This window comes from Roseisolibacter sp. H3M3-2 (genome assembly GCF_029211165.1).
Lineage (GTDB): Bacteria > Gemmatimonadota > Gemmatimonadetes > Gemmatimonadales > Gemmatimonadaceae > Roseisolibacter.
The window spans coordinates 1-665 of sequence record NZ_JARGEK010000764.1 but is presented as its reverse complement, the minus strand read 5'-3'; the positions used below and the strand labels follow the sequence as shown (position 1 = coordinate 665).

Here is a 665-nt window from a genome sequence, read left to right as displayed (position 1 = left end):
CAGCCGTCCTACGGCGCGATCGTCGGCGGCAACACGGTCACCACCGCCGCCTGCGCCAGCGGCGTCGCCACGCAGCAGTGGGCGACCGCGGCCGTCGGCAGCGCCGGCGAGGCGTCGCCCGGCGGCTCGCACTGCCTCGACGCGCTCGGCGGGTCGGCGGGGACGACGCTCGCGATCCTCTACTGCCAGGGCACCGCGTCGCAGCGCTGGACGGTCACCGCGGCGGGCGAGCTGCGGAGCGCCGGCGGGCTGTGCGCCACCTTCGTCGCCGCCGGCGCCCCGGTGGTGCTCCGCGGCTGCGACGGCTCGGCGGCGCAGCGCTGGACCGGCGGCAGCAGCGCGCCGGCCCCGACCCCGACGCCCACGGTGCCGGGCACGCTCCCGAGCGCGACCGGGCAGGGGTGCCTGCAGCCGTCCTACGGCGCGATCGTCGGCGGCAACACGGTCACCACCGCCGCCTGCGCCAGCGGCGTGCCCACGCAGCAGTGGGCGACCGCGGCGGTCGGCAGCGCCGGCGAGGCGTCGCCCGGCGGCTCGCACTGCCTCGACGCGCTCGGCGGGTCGGCGGGGACGACGCTCGCGATCCTCTACTGCCAGGGCACCGCGTCGCAGCGCTGGACGCTGACCGCGGCCGGCGAGCTGCGGAGCGCCAACGGGCTGTGCGC

At 79.5% G+C, this 665-nt stretch carries 1 protein-coding gene; it reads left to right on the top strand.

Annotated elements, in window-relative coordinates; all coding sequences use genetic code 11:
- On the top strand, positions 1–665 hold a 665-nt coding region (locus PYV61_RS26265; RefSeq protein ID WP_275836843.1), incomplete at both ends, for a ricin-type beta-trefoil lectin domain protein.